The organism is Ruegeria jejuensis, from assembly GCF_041537905.1.
Classification (GTDB): Bacteria; Pseudomonadota; Alphaproteobacteria; order Rhodobacterales; family Rhodobacteraceae; genus Ruegeria_C.
The window spans coordinates 103,577-119,658 of the sequence record NZ_JBGRUO010000010.1 but is presented as its reverse complement, the minus strand read 5'-3'; the positions used below and the strand labels follow the sequence as shown (position 1 = coordinate 119,658).

The 16,082-nt window shown below is 61.7% G+C and carries 12 protein-coding genes; 7 read left to right on the top strand and 5 right to left on the bottom strand.

What is annotated here, in order from left to right:
* The first annotated feature begins 492 nt into the window (after positions 1-492).
* Both AB1E34_RS13510 and AB1E34_RS13505 read left to right on the top strand, forming a co-directional pair.
* Positions 493-4,146 carry a vitamin B12-dependent ribonucleotide reductase gene (locus tag AB1E34_RS13510; protein ID WP_372572872.1) on the top strand — a complete coding sequence of 1,218 codons (3,654 nt, stop codon included), beginning with the start codon at positions 493-495 and terminating at the stop codon, positions 4,144-4,146.
* A 724-nt stretch (positions 4,147-4,870) separates the two neighbouring features.
* On the top strand, positions 4,871-5,116 hold the full coding sequence (locus AB1E34_RS13505) for an EF-hand domain-containing protein (RefSeq protein ID WP_306194565.1): 246 nt from the start codon (positions 4,871-4,873) through the stop codon (positions 5,114-5,116).
* A gap of 85 nt (positions 5,117-5,201) precedes the next feature.
* Here the strand turns inward: AB1E34_RS13505 and AB1E34_RS13500 are convergent, their stop codons facing one another.
* On the bottom strand, positions 5,202-6,746 hold the full coding sequence (locus AB1E34_RS13500; protein ID WP_372572871.1) for a trimethylamine methyltransferase family protein: 1,545 nt from the start codon (positions 6,744-6,746) through the stop codon (positions 5,202-5,204).
* Between the two features lie 398 nt (positions 6,747-7,144).
* On the opposite strand from AB1E34_RS13500, the gene AB1E34_RS13495 reads away from it, so the two are divergent.
* Positions 7,145-7,663 carry an outer membrane protein gene (locus AB1E34_RS13495; RefSeq protein WP_372572870.1) on the top strand — a complete coding sequence of 173 codons (519 nt, stop codon included), beginning with the start codon at positions 7,145-7,147 and terminating at the stop codon, positions 7,661-7,663.
* Positions 7,664-7,690: 27 nt separating this feature from the next.
* Here the strand turns inward: AB1E34_RS13495 and AB1E34_RS13490 are convergent, their stop codons facing one another.
* Genes AB1E34_RS13490 through AB1E34_RS13480 form a run of 3 tightly spaced genes read right to left on the bottom strand, consistent with a single transcriptional unit; the run spans position 7,691 to position 9,850 of the window.
* A complete protein-coding gene (locus AB1E34_RS13490) occupies positions 7,691-8,878 on the bottom strand; it encodes a pyridoxal phosphate-dependent aminotransferase (RefSeq protein WP_372572869.1) in 1,188 nt (395 codons plus the stop codon).
* A 60-nt stretch (positions 8,879-8,938) separates the two neighbouring features.
* Positions 8,939-9,283 carry an MmcQ/YjbR family DNA-binding protein gene (locus AB1E34_RS13485; RefSeq protein WP_372572868.1) on the bottom strand — a complete coding sequence of 115 codons (345 nt, stop codon included), beginning with the start codon at positions 9,281-9,283 and terminating at the stop codon, positions 8,939-8,941.
* 3 nt (positions 9,284-9,286) lie between these two features.
* Complete coding sequence (locus AB1E34_RS13480) at positions 9,287-9,850, bottom strand: hypothetical protein (RefSeq protein ID WP_372572867.1); 564 nt, start codon at positions 9,848-9,850, stop codon at positions 9,287-9,289.
* 195 nt (positions 9,851-10,045) lie between these two features.
* Between AB1E34_RS13480 and cysS the strand changes: the two genes are divergently transcribed.
* Genes cysS through AB1E34_RS13460 form a run of 4 tightly spaced genes read left to right on the top strand, consistent with a single transcriptional unit; the run spans position 10,046 to position 14,554 of the window.
* A complete protein-coding gene (cysS, locus tag AB1E34_RS13475; protein WP_372572866.1) occupies positions 10,046-11,440 on the top strand; it encodes a cysteine--tRNA ligase in 1,395 nt (464 codons plus the stop codon).
* A complete protein-coding gene (gene cimA, locus AB1E34_RS13470; protein WP_372572865.1) occupies positions 11,440-13,062 on the top strand; it encodes a citramalate synthase in 1,623 nt (540 codons plus the stop codon). The genes cysS and cimA overlap by 1 nt, the downstream gene beginning before the upstream one ends.
* Entirely contained in the window at positions 13,062-13,781 is a 720-nt protein-coding gene (locus tag AB1E34_RS13465; RefSeq protein WP_372572864.1) for a class I SAM-dependent methyltransferase, read from the top strand. The genes cimA and AB1E34_RS13465 overlap by 1 nt, the downstream gene beginning before the upstream one ends.
* Positions 13,778-14,554, top strand: coding sequence for a squalene/phytoene synthase family protein (locus tag AB1E34_RS13460; RefSeq protein WP_372572863.1), 777 nt, complete (start codon positions 13,778-13,780; stop codon positions 14,552-14,554). The genes AB1E34_RS13465 and AB1E34_RS13460 overlap by 4 nt, the downstream gene beginning before the upstream one ends.
* Before the next feature lie 239 nt (positions 14,555-14,793).
* On the opposite strand, the gene AB1E34_RS13455 is transcribed toward AB1E34_RS13460, so the two are convergent.
* Positions 14,794-16,017, bottom strand: a complete 1,224-nt coding sequence (locus AB1E34_RS13455) for an MFS transporter (protein WP_372572862.1) — start codon at positions 16,015-16,017, stop codon at positions 14,794-14,796.
* Positions 16,018-16,082: the final 65 nt, after the last annotated feature.

The following is a 16,082-nucleotide window of genomic DNA, read 5'->3' as shown; positions in this document are numbered from 1 at the left end:
CTAGGGTAAAATAGTAACAGTTACGATGGGGATAATTTCGAAAAACGGAACTGTTAATCTTTGTGTTCTTTGCGCCGCATTGATGAGTAACATTCTGTAATTAAAGGGGTATTCTTACGCCACGCCCAGATAGGCCCTTCGGTCGGGGGTGTGGAGGAATCGTCTGCCCGCTTAGAGCGGATATTCCTTACCTGACGGTCAACAAAAAATAGTTGGCTTTTCATGCAAAAATTCCATTGACGATATATGACTACATACGTCAAGTTGTGTAGGCCAGCAGCGCAGCCACTAAATATGGTAGGAAATACCGAGGCAGCAAAGCGGGCGGGACAGAATACCAATTCATCATGCAAGACGCGACCTGATCGCGTTTGCACCGTCAGATTTGCGGTGCCGGGGTGCTTTGTCCCGTTTTTGGCGACCGGTCTCGGACCGGGAGGATTTGGGTCGCTGACCCGACATAAGAAATGCGGACAAACCGGGGTTGCCGAAATGAAGATTGAAAGAAGATTTACCAAGGCTGGACAAGACGCCTATGCGGAGCTGGATTTCGTGTCGGCGACCTCTGAAATCCGCAACCCCGACGGCACCATTGTGTTCCGCCTGGACGATATCGAGATCCCGTCCTCCTGGAGCCAGGTCGCCAGCGATGTGATCGCGCAGAAGTATTTCCGCAAGGCCGGTGTTCCCAGCACATCCAAAAAGGTCCGCGAAAAGGATGTGCCCGAGTTCCTGTGGCGTTCGGTTCCTGCCGAAGACGCCGAATTTGGCGGCGAAACCTCCTCCAAGCAGGTGTTTGATCGTCTTGCCGGTGCCTGGACCTATTGGGGTTGGAAGGGCGGCTATTTCACGACCGAAGAAGACGCTCAGGCCTATTACGACGAAATGCGGTTCATGCTCGCCACTCAACGCGCAGCCCCCAACTCGCCGCAATGGTTCAACACCGGCCTGCACTGGGCCTATGGCATCGACGGCCCGGCGCAGGGGCATCACTATGTCGACCACAAGACCGGCAAGCTGACCAAGTCGAAATCGGCCTATGAGCATCCCCAGCCCCATGCCTGCTTCATCCAGTCCGTCGATGACGATCTGGTCAATGAGGGCGGCATCATGGACCTGTGGGTGCGCGAGGCGCGGCTGTTCAAATATGGCAGCGGCACCGGCACCAATTTCAGCCACCTGCGCGGCGAAGGTGAACCGCTCTCGGGCGGGGGCAAATCCTCGGGCCTCATGGGTTTTCTGAAGATCGGCGATCGTGCCGCAGGCGCGATCAAATCAGGCGGGACAACCCGTCGAGCAGCGAAGATGGTGATCGTGGATGCCGATCACCCCGATATCGAGGCCTTCATCGACTGGAAGGTTCTCGAAGAGCAGAAGGTGGCCTCGATCGTTGCCGGATCGAAGATGCACGAGAAGATGCTGAACGGCATTTTCGAGGCCATCCGCACTTGGGACGGGGCCGAGGCGGATGCCTATGACCCCAAGGTCAATGACAGTCTGAAAGCCGCCGTGCGCCAAGCCAAAAACGTGGCCGTGCCGGAAACCTATATCAAGCGCGTACTGGACTATGCCAAGCAGGGCCATACCAGCATCGAATTCCCCACCTATGACACCGATTGGGACAGCGAGGCCTATAACTCGGTCTCTGGTCAGAACTCGAACAACTCGATCCGGGTGACCAATGCCTTCCTGACCGCCGTCGAAAAGGACGCCGATTGGCAGTTGATCAACCGCGTCGATGGCAAGGTGTCCCGAACCGTCAAGGCCCGCGATCTGTGGGAAAAGGTCGGCCATGCTGCCTGGGCCTGCGCCGATCCGGGCATACAGTATCACGACACGGTCAACGACTGGCACACTTGCCCGACAGACGGTGAGATTCGCGGCTCAAACCCCTGTTCGGAGTACATGTTCCTGGACGATACCGCCTGCAATCTGGCCTCGATGAACCTGCTGACCTTCCTCAAGGATGGTGAGTTCCAGGCCGAGGACTATATCCATGCGACCCGTCTGTGGACCCTGACGCTGGAGGTCAGCGTGACCATGGCGCAGTTCCCGTCCAAGGAAATCGCGCAACTGTCCTATGACTTCCGCACGCTGGGTCTGGGCTATGCCAATATCGGCGGTCTGCTGATGAACATGGGCTATTCCTATGACAGCGACGAGGGCCGTGCGCTCTGTGGTTCGCTGACCGCGATCATGACGGGCGTGGCTTATGCCACCTCGGCCGAGATTGCCGGTGAGTTGGGGCCGTTTGCGGGCTACGAGCGTAATGCCGAACATATGCTGCGGGTCATCCGCAATCACCGCAACGCCGCCCATGGCGCGGTGAACGGCTATGAAAAGCTGAGCGTCAAGCCGGTGCCGATGGATCACAACAACTGCCCCGATCCGCGTTTGGTGCAACTGGCCATGACCGCCTGGGACGAGGCGCTGAGCCTTGGTGAGAAGAATGGTTACCGCAACGCGCAGGCCACGGTGATTGCGCCCACCGGCACCATCGGTCTGGTGATGGATTGCGATACGACGGGCATCGAGCCGGACTTTGCGTTGGTCAAGTTCAAGAAGCTCGCGGGCGGTGGATACTTCAAGATCATCAACCGCTCGGTTCCGGCCTCGCTGGAAAAGCTGGGCTATTCCAGCGCCCAGATCGAAGAAATCGTGTCCTACGCGGTGGGTCACGGCACCATCGGCAACGCGCCGGGGATCAACCACACCTCGCTGGCAGGGCATGGGTTCGGGGCCAATGAACTGGCCAAGGTGGATGCCGCGCTGGCCTCGGCCTTCGACATCCGCTTCGTCTTCAACCAGTGGACGCTGGGCGAGGATTTCTGCACCGGCGTGCTGGGTATTCCGGCGGCCAAGCTGAATGACCCGACCTTCGACCTGCTGCGCCATCTGGGCTTTACCAAGGCCGATATCGACGCGGCAAACGACCATGTCTGCGGGACCATGACGCTGGAAGGCGCACCGCACTTGAGCGAGGAGCATTACGCGATCTTCGATTGCGCCAATCCCTGCGGCAAGAAGGGTAAGCGCTTCCTGAACGTGGACAGCCACATCACCATGATGGCGGCGGCGCAAAGCTTCATCTCGGGCGCGATCTCCAAGACGATCAACATGCCCAATGATGCGACCATCGAGGATTGCCAGAAAGCCTATGAACTGAGCTGGAGCCTCGGCATCAAGGCCAACGCGCTTTATCGCGACGGTTCGAAACTCAGCCAACCGCTGGCGGCAGCGCTGGTCGAGGATGACGATGAAGCGGCCGAGGTGCTGGAAAGCGGCTCGACCCAGGAAAAGGCCGCTGTGCTGGCCGAGAAGATCATCGAAAAGGTGGTGGTCAAAGAAGTCGTCAAATCGCACCGCGAAAAGATGCCCGAGCGGCGCAAGGGCTATACGCAGAAGGCGATCGTCGGCGGCCACAAGGTCTATCTGCGGACCGGCGAGTATGAAGACGGCAATCTGGGCGAAATCTTCATCGACATGCACAAGGAAGGCGCCGGGTTCCGGGCGATGATGAACAACTTTGCCATCGCGGTCTCGGTCGGCCTGCAATATGGCGTGCCGCTGGAAGAGTTCGTTGATGCCTTCACCTTCACCAAGTTCGAACCGGCAGGCATGGTGCAGGGCAATGACAGCATCAAGAACGCCACCTCGATCCTCGACTATATCTTCCGCGAACTTGCCGTGTCTTATCTGGACCGCACCGATCTGGCCCATGTGAAACCCGAAGGCGCCAGCTTTGACGATCTGGGCCGGGGCGAGGAAGAGGGCGTGTCCAACGTCACCGAGATCAGCGAGACGGCGGCCTCCAAATCGCTGGAAGTGCTGAAACAGATCAGCTCGACCGGCTATCTGCGCAAACGTCTGCCGCAGGAACTGGTAGTGCTGAACGGCGGCCAGACCATGGGCGGCGTCGCGCTGGACGGAGCGGCGGACCCGGTGCAGGCGCTCAGCACGCTGGTGCCAGAAGCGGCGACCGAGACCGCGCTCAGCACCGGCACGGTCAGCATGGATGCCCGTACCAAGGCCAAGATGCAGGGCTACGAGGGCGATCCTTGCGGCGAATGCGGAAACTACACGCTGGTGCGCAACGGCACCTGCATGAAGTGCAACACCTGCGGCGGCACCAGCGGCTGTAGCTGAGGAAACTGAGGGGACCGGTGTCGCGATGCACCGGCCCCCGATGGATCTCCCGCAAGCGGGGGGCTTGGAAGAACCGGGTCCAACCGGGGGAGGTCGGATAGACGAAAGGAAACACGGGCGTATCAGGCGATCAATTTCAGGCGGGTAAGTACAGAGTTGTCCCAAGACTTAACCTCAGAAAACTCCGCAACTCTGTGGAAAACACCTGCCGTGAAACCAAGCCACTCATGGCTCGGGTCGCCTGACAACGTTTAAGAGAATCGCGCCAGAGAAGGCGTGTAGGGGTGCAGGCGACATGTTCGCCTGACCCCGACGAGCTAGGGTGGGGCGGAAGTTCGGTCCTCCCACTCTCATCCGGGGCGGGTGCGCTCGCCCCTAACGACGTTCAGGCCGCAGGCAATAAAACACGGGCGGTAAACTAGATGAGCCTGAACGGCGAAACTCAGAAAGGGGGGTGCAAGCCCCCCTTCTTTTTTGTCGCAATCCTAGCGGGTTTCGGCAGAGGCTTGCCCAAATTCCCCGATGCAATTCGTCAGGTTCCGCTCAGCAAATCTCCGCTGACTTGGTCGTGCGGTCTGCCGCGCAGTCACACATGCGAATCCGGCGGCGAGTGGCCTGAAATAGTCGCAACTCACGCGGGTGGGTGACGGCGTTTCCCAGTTCGGTTTCTCTGTCCGTGTTCCAAAAAGGAACGCGTTAAAAAACGATAATTAGGAGTGATCCAATGAAACCGACCAAAACGACCGCGCTGCTTGCGATTGCCGTGTCTCTGCCCGCCCTTGCATGGGCCGCAGGAAAAGTGGATGCAAATGGCGATGGCGTCTGGACGCTGGATGAGGTGCAGGCCGTCTTCCCCGAAATGTCCGCTGACGGATTCAACGCGATCGACGTGAACGCCGATGGCGCGCTGGATGAGGCCGAAGTGTCTGCCGCGCAGGAAGCGGGCCTGATCCCGGCGACCGAAGGCTGATCCCCAAGAGAAGGGGCAGGGGCCGGTAACAACCCACCACTCCGGTCCGGCGGCGGTCGCTATTTGCGCCCGCCGCCTTTCTTTTTTAAGCGGGCAGGTGGATGTTGAACCGCTCCCGCAGCGCCATGTCCAGCACCGGGTCCCAACGGGCTTGCGATGGCTGCGCCAGCATCATCTCTTTGCGCTCCGTGGCTTTGTCCAGCAGGTCCGGCTTGCCCAGTTCCGCCCATTCCTTGGGCGAGGTGCGATCCCCCAGGGTGGGATAGACATAATCCGCCTGCATCCGGTCCAGTGTCTGACCCGTGCCCAGGTAATGCCCGGTCCCGCTCAGGCAAACCTCGGCAATCTGGTCGAGCGCAAGCGTTTCCTCGGTCACTTCAATCCCGCGCACGCAGCGCAGCGCCTGACCGATCAGGTCATCCCCGAGGATCAGGCTTTCGTGACAGAAGCCCAGCAGCGAGGCATGCATGCCTGCCGCCTCATAGACCATGTTCAGCCCCGACAGCCCGGCCATCACGTTGGAACACATCTGCTCCCACCCTGCCTGCATGTCGGGCAATTTCGAATCCGATCCACCTGCGGCGGCCCCGCCGGGCAGACCGTAGAACTGATGCATCTGTGCGCAGCCTGAACTGAGCAGCGCCTGCTCGCCCGAGCCGATCGACATTGCCCCGGTGCGCAGGTCAAGGCCGAAGGGCCAGGTGCCGAAAATCGCCGGATGGCCCGGCTTGACCGCGTTGACATAGACCAGCCCGGCCAGACACTCGGCCACGGCCTGCACGATCGCGCCTGCCACGGTCGAGGGCGCGGTGGCCCCGGCCATGCCCGCGCTCAACAGCAGGATCGGCATGCCGCCTTCGATGCAACGCTCCATCACCTGACAGCTTTCGGTGGCGAATTTCATCGGCGGGACGACGAAGCAGTTGGTATTGCTGACAAACGGGCGTTCGCGCCATTTGCCCTCGCCACCCGCGATCATGTGCAGCATCTCCAGCGCCGGGGCGACGTAATCGGGGTCGGTGAACGAGGTGCCGATATGTTTGAACGTGCCCGAGCAGCAGGCATAGATCGTGTTCAGGTCCATCTCGCGGTTGTCGACGATATCGCGGCAGACCATCGGGCGCTGCACGAAATGGATATTGTCGAGCTGGTCACAGATCCTTGCTGCATCATGCAGGTCCTGCACCGTGGAATCGCGGTACTCGCGACCATGCACATCGACCATATGCACGGCGGCCCCGGCGGTGCCGTAATGCACGCGCGGACCGCTGAGGTCCAGGTCGGTCTTGCCATCGCGGCTGCACAGCGTGACCGCGCGGTTGGCAATGGCCAGCGTATCCTCGACCAGTGTGCGGGGGAAACGCAGGCGGCCATCGTCGCCGAGGATGCAGCCGGCTTTGGTCAGATATTCGACACCGCTTGGCGGCGCGTCGGCCAGGCCGATCTGTTCAAGCGCGTCGAGTGCTGCACGGTGGATGCTTTCAACACCGTCCCGGCTCAGCGGTTTCAGCGTTCCGCCTTCCATGCCGGGGCGTATGGGGCGGAGGTGATCGGGCAGGGCGCTGGCACGCGCGGCCCGGCGCGCGGCGCGTCCGCCACTGCGCGAAGAGGGTCTGGTTTGTTCGTTCATGGGTCTGAAGGGTCCAAATTGTCTGAGATGCAGGCTGTGCGAAATCGTCAGACAGATTGGGGTCGCCCGCGCGCAGCACGCCCGCGATCGGCGCCGATGGTTCGGCTGACGAGACCAATCTTGGACAACTCGCCTTGCATTCAGACCCTCCCGTTTCAGGTAATCCTGACAGGAATGCAGCCCATGTTCTGTTCTGTTTGCGACCATTAACCCGGTGGATTTGAGCGATTTTTTGCGCCCAGCACACGAAACGTGCTATAGTGTTCACATATGTTCACATGCGGATTCGGTTCCTTGAAAGCGCAATTCGGGTCAACCATGTTTCAAGGGAACGCACCCATGACGTGTTCGCCTATGTCGGGCGACAACGGGTCTATGGTTGAGATTGGAGCTCGGAGTTGAGGCACGCCCTCCCAATATGTATCGCTCTGACCCTCTCCTGCGCCACACCGGCGCTGGCTGAGGACTGGACCGGTGTGTATGGCGGCTTTGCGCTGGGGTATACCGATGTGGATGGCCCGGGTGGCACTGGCGGCAATGATGTCAGCTTTGGTCCGCATATCGGCTATGACTACGATTTTGGCAGCTTCGTCCTGGGCGGTGAATTTGAATATAACCGCACCAATATCAATCTGGGCGGGTCCGCGGGGGAGCTTGACTATATCGGGCGGCTGAAGCTGCGTGGCGGATATGATTTCGGCAACGCATTGGGCTATGTGGTGGTCGGCGCAGCCCGTGCCGAAACCTCGGGTGCAAGCGACACTGGCGCGGTCTATGGCATCGGGATCGCGGTTCCGGTGACCGACCGGCTGGAGATTGGCGGCGAGATTCTGCGCCATAATTTCAGTGACCTGAACGATGCGTCCGGTGATTTCGACACCGATACGTTCAATCTGCGCACAACTTTCCGGTTCTGATCCGCTTGTGATTACAGCGCGCGCGGCCTATTCGGCGGCGCGCTGATTTGCGATATCCACGGCGAAATCGCAAATCGTTTTCAGCGCGGTCGCAAACGCCTCATCCTCCACCGTCATTGCCACACGGATATGACCCGCTGCGGCGCGGCCAAAGCTTTCGCCGGGCATGACTGCGATGTGATGGGCGTCCAGCAGGGCATAGGCGAAGTCTTCGCCACTCATGCCGGTGGCCCGGATATCCAGCATCAGATACATCGCGCCCTGTGCCGGACCCGGACGTAGCACGTTCTGGGCCTGCAGCACCTCCTGTGCCAGCGCGCGGCGACGGCGGAAGGGCGCGGCAACCTCGTCTTCCAGCCAGCGGCCCGCATTCAGCGCGAAATTCCCCGCCGCCTGTACGAATCCCGGCACGCCATAGGTGGTGTGGGTGGCGAGGTTGATCAGATTTGCGATGGCCTCTTCGGGTCCCACGACCCAGCCGCAGCGCGAGCCGGTCATCGCATGGGATTTCGACATCGAGCCGACAACCAGCGTGCGTTCGACCATACCGGGCAGGGCGCGCGGGCTGAGATGTGCGCCCTCCCAGACCTGCGTGTCATAGACCTCGTCCGAGATCAGCCACAGATCGCGATCCCGGCAGACCCCGGCGATCCCCTCCAGCGTCTCGCGGGAATAGACCACGCCGGTGGGGTTGTTGGGCGTGTTGATCAGCAACGAGGTGGCCCCTCCGGCGGCGGCGTCGATATCAGCGGCGCGGGGCTGGAACCCGTCCTCGGCATGGGCCTGAACCGGTTTCGCAACCGCGCCCGCGGCCCGGATCGTACCGGGATAGGTGGCATAATAGGGATCGATGAACAGGCCGGTATCGCCCGGATCGCAGGTCGCGTTATGGGCGGCGAACAGAGCCGCCTGACCGCCCGGCGTGATAAGCACATTGTCGCGCGTGGTCGCCACGCCGGTCCGGTCCTGAATGCGGGCCGCAACCGTGTCGCGCAGATCAAGCTCACCCGGAACGCTGGAATAGCCGGTTTTTCCCGCCCGCGCGGCAGCGTCCATCGCGTCAAGGATCACCGGATGGGTGCGGATATCATGCTCGCCCTGGGTCAGTTCGGTGACGGTCACGCCCGCGCGCACCATCGCCCGCGCCTTGTTGAACACGTCCCAACCATCCGATCCGCCGCCGGTGATATTCGTGATGCGATGAGACAGCTTCATCCCGATCTCCCTGAGTCCCAGTCCAGCGGACAGGGACAGAGGCGTGCTGATTTGTCAATCTCAGCCGCGCGGCGGCAGCGTTGCCTGCAGTTTCTTGGTCAGGCTGGAGCGAACCAGATCATAAGAAACCTCGATCCGGTGTCGAACCTCGTCTTCGGGCGTATCCCAGCCCAGTTTGATCCAGCTGCGATGAAAATAGGGCGCGCGCGCGCCAATGCCTGCCTCGATCAACATCTGGGCAGTTTCGATATCGGGGGTCTTCACCGACACACCGTCATTGGCGGTGCCGATACAGGCGAACATCTTGCCGCCCACCTTCCACGCATCATGACCGCCACCCCAAGGGTCCGACAGTTCGGCCCCCGGCAGCGCGGCGCAGATGCGGTTCACCTTGTCACGCGACATGGGCTAGAGGTTGGTGCGCAGCTTCAGGTCTCCATCCGCGATCAGATTGCCCACCGATCCGGCCGCTTCGAACGAGGTTTTGGCCGCCTTCAGCTCGCGCTGAATACGTGCGGAATGCTTGGCCGCCTGACGCATGCTGTCCTCATAGGCCAGGGTTTCCCTTTTCATCGTCTTTTCAATGGATTTGCGTCTTTTCTTATCACCGTCAGATCGTGCCCTTTTGAGGCTCTTACGATGGCTGGACAGAATCTTTTCGTGGCCGGCAATCTGGGTTCGGCAATGGGTCAGATGCTCCTGCTCGGATTCGAGGCGGGTCAGGCACTGATCCAGTTCGCGCAGATGTTTGTGGATGCTGGATTCGAATTTTTGCTGTTTGCCGCGCAGGTCTGAGACCAGCGCCGAATAGTCGGAATCACGTGTAACAACCACCGAGTCAGGCGATTGCGAAGCGGCATTATCTGCAGTGTCGTCAATCCTTTGCGGTCCCGTGGGCCACATCGCTTTTGAGGTGTTCATATTTGGTACATAGCTCCCTGTGGTTGCAGGATAGCACAAAACAAACAGCACCGCAGCCCCCTAGGCAGCACGCTTGAAATCTCGGCAAAGGGGCGCTATGCAAGACCCATGACACCGATTTGCACCATTATCTGCTGCATTCCCTGCTGAGCAATCACGCGGGCCGGTTTCTTTCGTTTTCTTCCCTGAGACAAGTTGCTAAGCCCGCGCCACCGCGCTTGCTTTGCCGTGCCCGAGGAAGAGACGATGACACGTATCAGACTGCACAACACCAAAACCCGACGGAAAGAGGATTTCGAGCCCATCGATGCCGACAACGTGCGGATGTATGTCTGCGGGCCCACCGTCTATGACCGGGCGCATCTGGGCAATGCCCGGCCCGTGGTGGTGTTCGATGTGCTTTATCGGTTGCTGCGGCAGGTTTATGGCGCCGATCACGTGACCTATGTGCGCAACTTCACCGATGTGGATGACAAAATCAACGCAACCGCATTGTCGCGCAAACAGGCCGGGGCTGAAGGCACGTTGGAGGAACTGGTTCAGGCGCGCTCGGATGAAACCATCGGCTGGTATCTGAAGGATATGGATGAGGTCGGCGCGCTGCGGCCCAACAAGATGCCGCGTGCCACCGGGTTCATCGCCCAGATGATCGCGATGATCGACGGGCTGATCGCGGATGGCTACGCCTATGAGAAAGAAGGCCATGTCCTGTTCCGCGTGCGCAAATACGAGGATTACGGCAAGCTCTCGGGCCGCTCGTTGGATGACATGATCGCGGGCGCACGGGTCGAGGTCGCGCCGTTCAAGGAAGACCCGATGGATTTCGTGCTGTGGAAACCCTCCACCGACGATCTGCCGGGGTGGGACAGCCCCTGGGGTCGGGGGCGGCCGGGCTGGCATATCGAATGCTCGGCCATGGCGCATGAATTGCTGGGCGACAGTTTCGATATTCATGGCGGCGGCAACGACCTGATGTTCCCGCATCATGAAAACGAGATCGCCCAAAGCCGCTGCGCCCATCCGGAGGGGCAGTTTGCGCGATATTGGTTGCACAACGAGATGCTGCAAGTCGAGGGCAAGAAGATGTCCAAAAGCTTGGGCAATTTCTTTACCGTGCGCGATCTGCTGGACAAGGGCGTGCCGGGTGAGGTGATCCGGTTTGTGTTCCTGCAGACGCATTATCGCAAACCGATGGACTGGACCGAGAAGAAGGCGCGAGAGGCGGAAGGAACCCTTCGGAAGTGGCGGGCGCTGACAGCGGGCATCGAGCCCGCCGCCAGCGCGGCACCCGCCATCATCGCCGCGCTTGGTGATGACCTGAACACGGCGGGTGCCCTCGCAGAACTCCACCGTCTGGCGGCAGATGGAAAGGCCGCGGAATTGCTGGCCTCGGCACGGTTGCTGGGGTTGCTGAGTGATGCGCTTGGCGCATGGGCCGAGGCTGATGATTTGGACCTGTCAGCGCATGAGGCTCGTTTGTCGGATGCACGCAGTGTTGCGATGCAAAGCAAGGATTTCGCCGAGGTGGATCGCCTGAAAACCGCCTATCTGGCCGCAGGTCTTGAGGTGCGCATGAGCAAGGCGGGCGTGGAACTGGTGCCGGGCCCCGATTTCGACGTCGCCAAGCTGGAGAGCGTGTGATGACCCGCGAACGGCTCTACCTTTACGACACCACCCTGCGGGACGGGCAGCAGACGCAGGGGGTGCAGTTCTCGACCCCTGAAAAGGTGCAGATCACCCGCGCTCTGGACGAGTTGGGGCTGGACTATGTCGAAGGCGGCTGGCCCGGGGCCAACCCCACCGACAGCGCGTTTTTTGCCGACGCGCCCGAGACACGCGCGCGGCTTGCCGCCTTTGGCATGACCAAGCGGTCGGGGCGGTCGGCTGAGAATGACGATGTGTTGGCGGCCGTGTTGAATGCGGGCACCGGCACGGTCTGTCTGGTTGGCAAAAGCCATGATTTCCACGTCACCGACGCGCTTGGCATCGCGTTGGAGGAAAACACAGAAAACGTGCGCGCCTCGATCGCGCATATCGTGACGCAGGGGCGCGAGGCGTTGTTTGACGCGGAACATTTCTTTGACGGCTACCGCGACAACCCGGACTATGCGCTGGCGGTCTGCCATGCGGCGCTGGAGGCTGGCGCGCGCTGGATCGTGCTCTGTGACACCAATGGCGGCGCGCTGCCCTCCGAGATCGGGCGGATCGTGGGTGAGGTGATCGCGTCGGGCATTCCCGGCGAGCGGCTGGGTATCCACACACATAACGACACCGAACAGGCGGTGGCCGGATCGCTGGCCGCCGTCGAGGCGGGCGCGCGCCAGATTCAGGGCACGCTCAATGGGCTGGGCGAGCGCTGCGGCAATGCCAACCTGACCTCGCTGATTCCAACGCTGCTGCTGAAGGAACCCTATGCCAGCCGGTTCGACACCGGCGTCACACCAGAGGCGCTGGCGGGGCTGACCAAACTCAGCCGGATGCTGGACGATATCCTGAACCGGGTGCCGACCAAGCAGGCGCCGTATGTGGGGGCGTCGGCCTTTGCGCATAAGGCCGGTCTGCATGCCAGCGCGATCCTGAAAAACCCCTCGACCTATGAACATGTGGAGCCCTCCGTCATCGGAAATGACCGGATCATTCCGATGTCGAACCAGGCCGGGCAGTCGAACCTGCGCAACCGTCTGGCCGAGGCCGGGCTGGAGGTGACCAAGGGCGATCCGGCGCTGGGGCGTATTCTGGAACGGATCAAGGAGCGCGAGGCCCAAGGTTACTCCTATGACACCGCGCAGGCCTCGTTCGAGTTGCTGGCGCGTCAGGAGTTGGGGCTTTTGCCCGAACTCTTCGAAGTGAAGCGTTACAAGGTGACGGTCGAGCGCCGCAAGAACAAGTATAACCGAATGATCAGCCTGTCCGAGGCGGTGGTTGTGGTGAAGGTTGATGGGGAAAAGCGCCTGTCGGTCAGTGAATCGCTGGATGAGGATGGCAGTGACCGTGGGCCGGTCAACGCGCTGGCCAAGGCGTTGGCCAAGGATCTGGGCCAGTACTCGGCGGTGCTGGAGGATATGCGGCTGGTCGATTTCAAGGTGCGTATCACCCAGGGCGGTACCGAGGCTGTCACCCGCGTCATCATCGACAGCGAGGATGGCGCCGGGCGGCGCTGGTCCACTGTCGGGGTCAGTGCGAACATAGTCGATGCCAGCTTCGAGGCGCTGCTGGATGCGATCCGCTGGAAGTTGATCCATCACGTCGAGGCGGCGGAATAATGGATTGGGAGTCCTTCTTCAAAGTCCATCAAGACCTGCCGCGCGAAGGGCCGGGCTCCCCTGAAGATGTGGACTGGGTTCTGGCCGAGACCGGGCTCAGCGGCGCGATCTCGGTCTGTGACGCGGGCTGCGGGCCCGGCGCTGATCTGGAAACGCTCGCCGATCGGTTGCCCGAAGCGCGGCTGGTCGGGTTGGAGAAGCACGAGGGGTTTGTCACCAGCGCGCAACAGCGCTGCGCCCGTTTCGGAGACCGCGTGCAGGCGCGGCTGGGGGATATGGCTGAACCCGGTGGCCCGCATGACCTGATCTGGTGCGCGGGCGCGCTCTATTTTCTGGGCGTGACCGAAGGGCTGAAGACATGGCGTTCCGCGCTCAGGCCGGGCGGGTTTGTGGCCTTTTCCGAGCCGGTGAAACTGGCCGCTGAGATGCCGCAGGCCGCGCGTGAGTTTTGGGAGGACTACCCGGACATCACCGATATGGCCGGGATTGAGGCCCGCGTGGCGGCGGCGGAGTATGAGATTCTTGGGCGTCGTCTGATCATCGGGCAGGGGTGGGAAAACTATTATACCCCCCTGCGCCAGCGCATTGCCGAACTAAGCGCCGCCAACCCCGATCCTGCCATGGCCGAGATGCTGGACATGAACGCGCGTGAGGTTGCCCTGTGGGAGGCCGCGCCCCAGCATATCGCCTATGCGCTGATGCTTGTCCGGCCGCGATGAGCTTTGACCCGGACCTGACAGCCTGCGCGGCTTTGGTCGAGCAGGCCGATCCGGACCGGTTTCTGGCCGCCATGGCCGCGCCGGTTGCGGCGCGCCGGGTGCTGTTCCCGCTTTATGCGCTGAATGTCGAGGTGGCGCGCGCGCCCTGGGTCACGCAGGAGGCGATGATCGCTGAGATGCGCCTGCAATGGTGGCGCGACGCGCTGGAAGAGATTGCCGGGGGCAAAACCATCCGACGGCATCAAGTGGTGTCGCCGCTGGCAGACATCCTGTCGCCAGAACTGGCGGCGTATCTGGATCAGTATATCTCAGTAAGGCGCTGGGATATCTACAAAGACCCGTTTGAGGATGAGGCGCATCTGACCACCTATCTGGAGCACAGCGCCGGGGCACTGATGGTGGCTGCAACCCAGAGCCTCGGGCCAGCAGATGCGGATGTTGTCCGCGATTACGGCTATGCGGTGGGGGTTGCGAACTGGCTTGTCGCGGTGCCCAAGCTTGAGGCGCGCGGGCGCATTCCCTTGCTGGATGGCACGGCTGCGGGCGTGCGTGCACTGGCCAGAACCGGGTTGGATCGTCTGAACCGTGCGCGGGGCAAGCGGGATGCGGTCTCTGCGGCGGCGCGCCCGGCGCTGTTGGCCGGATGGCAGGCCGAGGCGCTTCTCAAACAGGCGGTGGCGCAGCCGGAACGGGTGGCTGACGGGGCGCTGGGACAAAGCGAGTTTCGCAAACGCGCCGGGCTGATGTGGCAGGCGGCAACGGGGCGGTGGTGATAGCTGATTTCAGGTGTTGGGTCGGCGCGCTGCTTCGCGCGGAATCAAGGCGAAGCCGCCGGGCAGCGCATGCCCGTTCCGGCGGGCAGGCGCTTTGTCACCGGAGTGCTGTCCGGCGAACGGCGATGTGCTTGGAACGATAAATCGCACCGAACAAACGTGTCAGCGCCTGCCCATGGGCGTACACCGCGCGGCTGACCGATGCACCTGTTCAGAGTGACTGAAGATGAGCGGCTTGCTCAGGCCAGTTCCTCTTTCGGGCGCAGCATCAGCCAGATCAGCGCGCCGCCCGCCAGCACCAGGAACGGTGCCATGGCGAGGTTCACGGCGGTCCAGCCCTCAACCGGGTTGCCTCCTGAACAGTTCATCAGCCCGCCAGAGGCCAGCGAGGCAAAGGTCACGCCACCAAAGACCAGCAGGTCGTTCAGGCCCTGCATCCGGCCCCGCTCGCTGGGTGTATGCGAGGCGGCGAGCATCGTGGTGGCGCCGATAAAGCCGAAATTCCAGCCGACGCCCAGTAATATCAGGGCAAGGAAGAAATTGTTCAGATCGACGCCTTCCAGCGCCACAACACCTGCGGCGGCCAGAATGACCAGCCCCAGCGCCATGATCTTCTCGACACCGAAGCGGGCGATCAGATGGCCGGTGAAGAAGCTCGGAATGAACATGGCCAGCACATGGCTGGTGACCACATCCGCCGCATCGTTTGTGGCATAGCCACAGCCGACAACCGCCAGCGGGGTCGAGGTCATCACCAGGTTCATCAGCGCATAAGACACCATGCCGCAGATCACGGCCACCGCGATCCGGGGGGTCTTGATCAACTCCCACCGCGTGCGGCCCTTGGGGCTGTCTGCCGAAGGCGGCGCGGGGCGCGGGATGTCGAGGAACAGGAACAGCAGCGAGCCCACGATATTGAGCGTGATCACCGCCACATAGGTGCCGAGAAACGGGATGACATAGGCAGTGGCGGTCAGCTTCACCAGTTGAGGCCCGATAATCGCCGCCGCAAGCCCGCCCGCCATGACGTAGGAAATGGCCTTTGGCCGGAACGCGTCAGAGGCGGTATCGGCGGCGGCAAAGCGATAAAAGCCATGCGCGCTCATATAGATGCCGGTCAGCAGGCTTCCGGCTAGAAAGATCGGAAACGAACTCAGATAGAGGCCATAAGCCCCCACCACACCGCCCAGCGCGCCCATCAATGCGCCCAGCATGAACCCGGCGCGGCGGCCCCAGCGCTGCATGATCGCCGACATCGGCGTGGCCGCCAGCATCGAGCCCAGAACGATCATGGAAATCGGCAGCGTCGCCAGGCAGACATTGCTGGCCAGCGATTGCCCGGCCAGGCCGCCGATCGTGAAGATCATCGGCATCTGTGCGCCCAGCACGGCCTGCGCCGCCACCAGAACCACAACATTGCGGCGGGCGATACGGTCGTCGGCAGGGGCGAGAGCATCTGTCATGCCCGCATGCGTATCCCCGATTGCGTGGCGCGACAAGCGCTTGCACGCGCGGTGAATGCGGTTAC